At 68.9% G+C, this 7,222-nt stretch carries 5 protein-coding genes; 2 read left to right on the forward strand and 3 right to left on the reverse strand.

All coding sequences use genetic code 11. The features are described from left to right. Positions 1 to 64: 64 nt before the first annotated feature. The 3 genes from ABT130_RS36740 to ABT130_RS36750 all read right to left on the reverse strand — a co-directional run bounded on the left by ABT130_RS36740 (position 65) and on the right by ABT130_RS36750 (position 2,898). Positions 65 to 259: a ferredoxin gene (locus ABT130_RS36740; protein WP_326638669.1), complete on the reverse strand. Its 195-nt coding sequence runs from the start codon at positions 257 to 259 to the stop codon at positions 65 to 67. A 61-nt stretch (positions 260 to 320) separates the two neighbouring features. Beyond that, entirely contained in the window at positions 321 to 1,502 is a 1,182-nt protein-coding gene (locus ABT130_RS36745; RefSeq protein ID WP_350929139.1) for a cytochrome P450, read from the reverse strand. Positions 1,503 to 1,536: 34 nt separating this feature from the next. Continuing rightward, positions 1,537 to 2,898, reverse strand: coding sequence for a glycosyltransferase (locus ABT130_RS36750; RefSeq protein WP_350963526.1), 1,362 nt, complete (start codon positions 2,896 to 2,898; stop codon positions 1,537 to 1,539). A gap of 236 nt (positions 2,899 to 3,134) precedes the next feature. On the opposite strand from ABT130_RS36750, the gene ABT130_RS36755 reads away from it, so the two are divergent. Continuing rightward, a complete protein-coding gene (locus ABT130_RS36755; RefSeq protein WP_350963529.1) occupies positions 3,135 to 3,308 on the forward strand; it encodes a hypothetical protein in 174 nt (57 codons plus the stop codon). Between the two features lie 46 nt (positions 3,309 to 3,354). Next, positions 3,355 to 7,222: type I polyketide synthase (locus ABT130_RS36760; protein ID WP_350963532.1), on the forward strand; the 3,868-nt coding region annotated here is incomplete at its 3' end.

Raw genomic sequence — 7,222 nt, forward strand, 5'->3', positions numbered from 1 at the left:
GTGCGTCCACCCGGCCGGGTCAGGTTCGTGCGGTCAGATCGCGGTCACCTGTTCGGTATGGTCCTCAGCTTTCGGCCAGCGAGATGGACCTGGACGGGCAGGCCACGACGGCCTCTCGCATAACGGCCTGAGCCGAATCGTCCAGGTCTTCGACCAGAACGATGACGGTTCCCTCGTCGCTCTGGTCGAAGACCTCCGGCGCGATGAGCACGCACTGGCCGGCACCGATGCAGCGCTGGGCGTTCACATTGACACGCATGACATTCCTCATTTTGGAGAGACCGGGTCTGACAGGTGACCGGCCGGGGCCTGCCGCTCCGTCACCAACGGACCGGGAGCGCATGCAGCCCGAACAGCACACCGGTGTACTTGAACGGCAGGTCCTCGACCGCGATGTCGAGCTGAAGGGTCGGAATCCGCTGGAACAGGGACGCGAAGACGGTCTCCATCTCGATCCTGACGAGGTTCTGCCCGAGACACTGGTGCACGCCGTACCCGAACGCGACGTGGTGGCGGGCCGAACGGCTCGGATCGAACTCGTCGGCCCGCTCGAACGTGGCATGGTCGTGGTTCGCCGCGGCGCCGAGCGGCACGATGCCCTCGCCGGCCTTGATCACGTGCCCGCCGATCTCGATGTCCTCGACGGCCACGCGGAGCGCCACCCGGTCAGCGACGGACAGGTAGCGCAGCACCTCTTCCACCACTCCCGGCGCGCCGACCCACTGCCGGTTCAGCAGCAGCATGACCACGCCGAGTGCGATGTTGTTCGCCGTCGTCTCGTGCCCGGCGATCAGCAGCAGCAGGGCGACGCCGGAGATCTCCTTGGGAGTCAGCACTCCGGCGGACAACAGCCGGCTGGTCAGGTCCCTGCCGGGGAACCGCTGCTTCATGGTGATCAGCTTGGAGATGTACAGCAGCAGGTCCTTGGTCGCCTCCTCGCGTTCATCGTCGGTCGACGTGAAGGTCACCAGGATGCGCGTCCTCGACTCGAAAAGCTCGCGGTCCGTACGCGGCACGCCGAGCAACTCGCAGATGATCAGCGACGGCACCGGCAGCGCGAACGCGGACACCAGGTCGGCGGTGGTGCCGGCGTTGAGCATGGCGTCGATGCAGGTGTCGACGATTCGCTGGACGGCCGGGCGAAGCTCGGCGATCCGCCGTACCGTGAACTCAGGGATCAGAGCCTTGCGGAAGCGGGTGTGCTCCGGTGGGTCGTACGCGACGAACCAGCCGGGAATCTGGTCGGGCGGCGGCACCGTCCCGTTGCGCCCGATCGTCGGAAAGCCCTCATGTAAAGGGCTGGCACTGATCCGGGGATCGGTGAGCACAGTGCGCACGTCATCATGTCGAGTGACCAGCCACACGGTGCTGCCGTTGGGCAGCGCCGACTTGACCAGCCCCGACTGCGCCCGGAGTGAGGCGTACTCGTCCGGGGGAGAGAGCTGCCCGCGCCGCCGCCTCGGGAACTCGATGGATATCGGATCGCCGCTGTGCGTTTCCATGCTGTCGCCACGTCCTTCGGCAGTACCTGTCAGATCATTTCAGCGCCGGGTTGCCCAGGATCAGGTCGGCGGCCGCTCGGGTGCCTCCCGCCTCACGCTGCACTTTGGCGAAGAATTCGGCGCGCTCACGGAAGGCGGGGTTGTTCAGCAGTTGGGTGATCTTGCCGACCACATCATCGACGTCGATGGTCTGCGGATCGTCCACCGTGAGGCTGACTCCGCTGTCCACGCCGCGCACCGCCTGGTCATAGCAGTCGACCCACAGTGGCCGGATGATCTGCGGCTTGCCGAAATACAGGCCCTCGTGGAACGCGTTGGCGCCGCCGTGGTTGAAGAAGAGCCTGACGTTGGGATGAGCCAGCACATCGAGCTGGGAGGGAACCCAGCTCTCGATCCTGAGGTTCGGTGGCAGCTCGTCCCTGGGGGGTAGCAGGTGTTGCTGCTCGGCCGGGAGCTTCCACAGCACGGTATGCCTGCCGTCCAACCGGCGGGCGACCTCCACCAGCGCGTGTACCTCGTGGCGGGTCAGCCGGGTGATGGTGCCGAGTCCGATGTAGACCACGGAGGGGTTGGCGTCGAGCCAACGGGACAGGTCGCCGTCGTCCGGCGCCTCCGGCAACGGCGGGATGATGGCGCCGAGCATGTGGAACCTGTCCGGAAGGGGGAACGGGTACTCCAGCCCGAAGACCGAATAGCACAGGACGGCATCGGCACAGTCGATTTTCGACGATGGGCGGAGCGCCTCCCGTGGAAGCTGGAGCATCCTCGCGTACGAGGCGCTTTTGAGCGCGAGCCTCAGCATCGTCGGATGCAGGAACATCAGCCCGGCCCGGAGCTTGAACACGGTGTTGTGGACCCGCTGCTGGAACGACATGTTCAAGGGCAGCCCGGTGTGCAGCATGGGGAATCCGCGCGGTGTCCTGGTGATAAGCAGGTTGCTCGGCAGGAAAGGCGAGCTGAGGACGAATGGGATCTTCCTCTTGAGCGCTATTATGAGCGCGAGAGGGTTCACGCTGTCGAAGACCATGAGGGCCGGCTTGAGCTCTTCGACCAGGGCGTCGAGCGCCAGATACTTCTTCTCCCCACTGCTCGGGTCGAACCCGCGCCGCACCACCGCGTGGTGTGCCTTCCAACGGGACCGCTGGGTGGCCAGCCGGTACATCTCGTCGTCCCAGTCGGCGGGGGAGTGCCTTGGATCGGTCTCGCCGAGCGAGGCGAACCGCACGCCGCTTCCCTCGCTGATCTTCTCGATGTCGGCCCTGCAGGACTCATCCGTCGCGAACCATAGATCCTCCGTACCACGCCGGGCCAGCTCGGCGGCGATCACGCACAGGGGATTGAAGACACCGGCCCCCGGATTGCTCACGAACAGCAGTGGCTTGCGGCTCTCGCCCATCACACACACCTCCATCGCGGGAGCCGGACTGCCGAACAGCCAGTGACACGCAGGCGTCTGCTCCGGTGCGGATCCGTCGTCGCCGTGCACGTCTTTCGTGTCCTGACGTCGGCGTGCCCGCACGGTATCGCGGCGACATTAGGGGGATCACTAGTTTTCCCGGGGCCCCGGCCGGCTTCGCCAGGCCCGCTAAAGACTAGGCGTTTGCCGAGTCGCCATCGGCCTAACTTCACCGAATGGATGGCATGCTCGACGACCTTCCTGCTAAAGGGAGCCCCGTCGTGCATACCGCCTCCCCTCCCTGGCGGGAACGCTCCGCCAGGCGAGAGCACCGGGTGCCGGTGTGTGCGGAGAGGGACGTGGTGACTGACGCGATCGACGCGGCGGCGGTGGGTGTCCTGTACCGGTGACGCCGGCCGCAGGTTTCCCGACCCCGCCCGATGTACGGAGGCTGTGATGGATACGCCCAGTGAGCAGGTCGTACAGGCGCTCCGGAGCTCCATGAAGGAGGCCGAACGGCTACGGCGTCAGTACCAGAAGCTGGTCGCGGTCACCACCGAGCCGATCGCCATCGTGGCGATGAGCTGCCGGTTCCCCGGCGGGGTGTCCTCCCCTGAGGATTTGTGGCGGCTGATCGTTGAAGGTGGTGACGCCACCTCGGGCTTCCCATCCGACCGCGACTGGGATCTCGACATGCTGTCGGGTCATGATGCGGACGGCCGACCTCGAAGCGACACCGACAAGGGAGCCTTCATCCGCGACATCGCGGACTTCGACCCTGGGTTCTTCGGGATCTCGCCGCGCGAGGCGCTGGCGATGGATCCGCAGCAGCGGCTGCTGCTGGAGGTGTCGTGGGAGGCTGTCGAGCGGGCCGGGATCGACGCCGCCCGGCTGCGCGGCAGCCGTACCGGGGTCTTCGTCGGGATGAGCGGTCAGGACTACTCCTACCTGATGGTGAGCTCGCTGGCCGACCTCGAGGGCAACGTCGGGACCGGCATGGGCGCGGGCGCGGCCTCCGGCCGGCTTTCGTACACGCTGGGCCTGGAGGGCCCGGCGGTGACGGTGGACACCGCCTGCTCGTCATCCCTGGTGGCGTTGCACCTGGCGACGCAGGCGCTGCGCAGCGGTGACTGCTCGCTGGCGCTGGCGGGCGGGGTGACCGTGATGACCACCCCTGGCGCGTTCGTGGAGTTCACCCGGCAGGGTGGGCTGGCGCCTGACGGCCGGTGCAAGGCGTTCGCCGACGCGGCGGACGGCACGGGGTGGGCCGAGGGCGTGGGCGTGCTGGTCCTGGAGCGGTTGTCGGACGCTCAGCGCAACGGCCATCAGGTACTCGCGGTGCTGCGCGGGTCGGCGGTGAACCAGGACGGCGCGTCGAATGGCTTCACCGCGCCGAATGGTCCGTCGCAGCAGCGGGTGATTCGCCAGGCACTGGGCAGCGCCGGGCTGAACCCCGCCGATGTGGACGTGGTCGAGGGGCACGGTACGGGGACGACGCTGGGTGATCCGATCGAGGCGCAGGCGTTGCTGGCGACGTACGGTCAGGATCGGCCGGAGGATCGGCCGTTGCTGCTGGGCTCGGTGAAGTCGAACATCGGTCATACGCAGGCGGCCGCCGGTGTGGCGGGTGTGATCAAGATGGTCATGGCGATGCGGCATGAGGTGCTGCCCAGGACGTTGCATGTGGATGCGCCGTCGTCGCACGTGGACTGGTCGGCCGGTGCGGTGGAACTGCTGACCGAGACCAGGTCCTGGCCTCGGGTGGAGCGGCCGTGGCGGGCGGGGGTGTCGTCGTTCGGCCTCACCGGCACCAACGCCCACGTGATCATTGAGCAGGCGCCGAACAACCGGCGAATCGCGGCGAGAGCGGAGGACCGGGACCCGGCGGCGACCGCGGGCGTGCCCCCGATGCTGGTGTCGGGTCGTACGGCGGAGGCGCTGCGGGCGCAGGCCGAGCGGCTGGCGTCGTACCTGGATGCCGAGCCTGATCTGGATCTGGCCGACATGGCCTTCTCTCTTGTCACGACGCGATCGGTCTTCGAGCACCGGGCGGCGGTGCTGGCCGGTGCCCGCGAGGATGTCGTGGCCGGGCTGCGGGCCGTGGCCGAGGGCCGGTCGGGTGCGGGCGTCCTGCTGGGACAGAGCGGGCGGCGGGACAAGATCGCATTCCTGTTCACCGGTCAGGGCAGCCAGCGGGCGGGGATGGGCCGGGAGCTGTATGAGCGCTTCCCGGTGTTCGCCGAGGCATTGGACGCGGTGATCGCCGAGCTGGGTCCGTTGCTGGACGGGCCGTTGCGTGAGGTGCTGTTCGCCGAGCCGGGCACGCCCGAGGCGGAGGCGCTGGATCGGACGGGGTGGGCGCAGCCGGCGTTGTTCGCGCTTGAGGTGGCGTTGTTCCGGCTGGTGTCCTCGTGGGGTGTCAAGCCGGATGTGCTGGCGGGGCATTCGATCGGGGAGATCGCGGCGGCGCATGTGGCCGGGGTGCTGTCGCTTGCCGACGCGTGTGTGCTGGTGGCGGGCCGGGGTCGGTTGATGCAGGCGTTGCCGTCGGGTGGGGCGATGGTGGCGGTGCAGGCCGCCGAGGAGGAGGTCGCCGCGCTGCTGGCGGGGCGTGAGGATGAGGTGTCGGTCGCGGCGGTGAACGGTCCGGCCTCGGTGGTGATCTCCGGGGTGGAGGAGGCGGTGCTGGAGGTGGCCGCCGCCCTGGAAGGTCAGGGGGTGCGGACCAAGCGGTTGCGGGTGTCGCACGCGTTCCATTCGCCGTTGATGGAGCCGATGCTGAAAGAGTTCGGGGAACTGGCCCGGACGCTCACCTTCAACGCGCCGCAGGTTCCGGTGGTGTCGAACCTGACCGGCCAGGTGGCCACGGCCGAGCAGTTGTGCTCGCCGGACTACTGGGTGGAGCAGGTCCGCGGCGCGGTCCGCTTCGCCGACGGCATCCGGGCGCTGCACGGCCAGGGCGTGCGGGCGTATCTGGAGCTCGGCCCCGACGGGGTGCTGACCGCCATGGCTCAGGACACCCTTGCCGCCGAGGATCAGCCCGTCGCGGACCTGGTGACGGGATCTGACGCGGTGATGGTGCCGGTGCTGCGCAGGGACCGGGACGAGCGGCGGTCGGTCATGGCGGCGCTGGCCCAGTTGCATGTGTGTGGGGTGGTGGTGGACTGGGAGTCGGTGCTTGCGGGCGGGCACCGGGTGGAGTTGCCCACGTATGCGTTCCAGCGTCAGCGTTTCTGGCCTGATGGTGCGGGTTCGCGGGTGGGGAATGTGGCGGCTGCCGGGTTGGCGGCTACGGGCCATCCGTTGCTGGGGGCCGCGGTCGGGCTGGCCGGCTCCGATGGGGTGCTGCTCACCGGGCGGTTGTCGCTGTGGTCGCATCCGTGGCTGGCCGATTACCTGGTGATGGGTTCGGTGGTGGTTCCGGGCAGCGTGTTCGTGGAGCTGGCGGTGCGGGCGGGTGACCAGGCCGGCTGTGATGTGGTCGAGGAGCTGACCTTGACCGCGCCGCTGGTGCTGGGCGAGCGGGATGCGGTCGCGGTGCAGGTGTGGGTGGGGGCGGCGGACGGATCGGGTCGTCGTGGTGTGAGCATCTATGCCCGGTCGGCGGAGGCCGCCGATGAGGAGCCGTGGGTCGAGCACGCCACCGGTGTGCTGACGGCCGGAGGCAGCGCCGCCGCGCCGTTCGAGACGGTGGTGTGGCCGCCGCAGGGGGCGTCCGTCATTGAGCTGGACGGGTTGTACGACCAGTTCGCCGCGGGCGGGTTCCATTACGGGCCGGTGTTCCAGGGCTTGAAGGCGGCCTGGCGTGGCGAGGCCGGTGAGGTGTTCGCCGAGGTCGTTCTGCCTGAGCAGGCGGCGTCGAGCGCGGGTTCGTTCGGGTTGCATCCGGCGCTGTTGGATGCGGCGTTGCACGCGGTGCCGTTCGCCGGGCTGGACGATGCCGAGGGCGGCCGGTTGCCGTTCTCCTGGGGAGGAGTCTGTCTGCACGCCGGTGGTGCGTCGGTGCTGCGGGTGCGGCTGGCCAGGACCGATGCTGATGCGGTCTCGGTGACGGCGGTGGACGCGGCTGGGGAACCGGTGCTGTCGGCGCGGTCGCTGGTGCTGCGGCCGGTCGCGGCCGAGCAGTTCGCCGCCACGGGACGCGGCCGAGGGGTGGAGCGGGACGCGCTGTTCGGCTTGGAGTGGACGTCGCTGACGGATCTCCCGACCGCCGATCCGCTCCCGGTGGCGGTGCTCGGCCTGGACACGTTGGGTGTCGCCGGGGCGCTGCGGGCGGCTGGGGATTCGGCGCCGGTTCACCGCACCCTCGATCCCTCGGTCCGCC

The sequence above is a fragment of the Streptosporangium sp. NPDC001681 genome (assembly GCF_040298085.1).
GTDB lineage: Bacteria > Actinomycetota > Actinomycetes > Streptosporangiales > Streptosporangiaceae > Streptosporangium.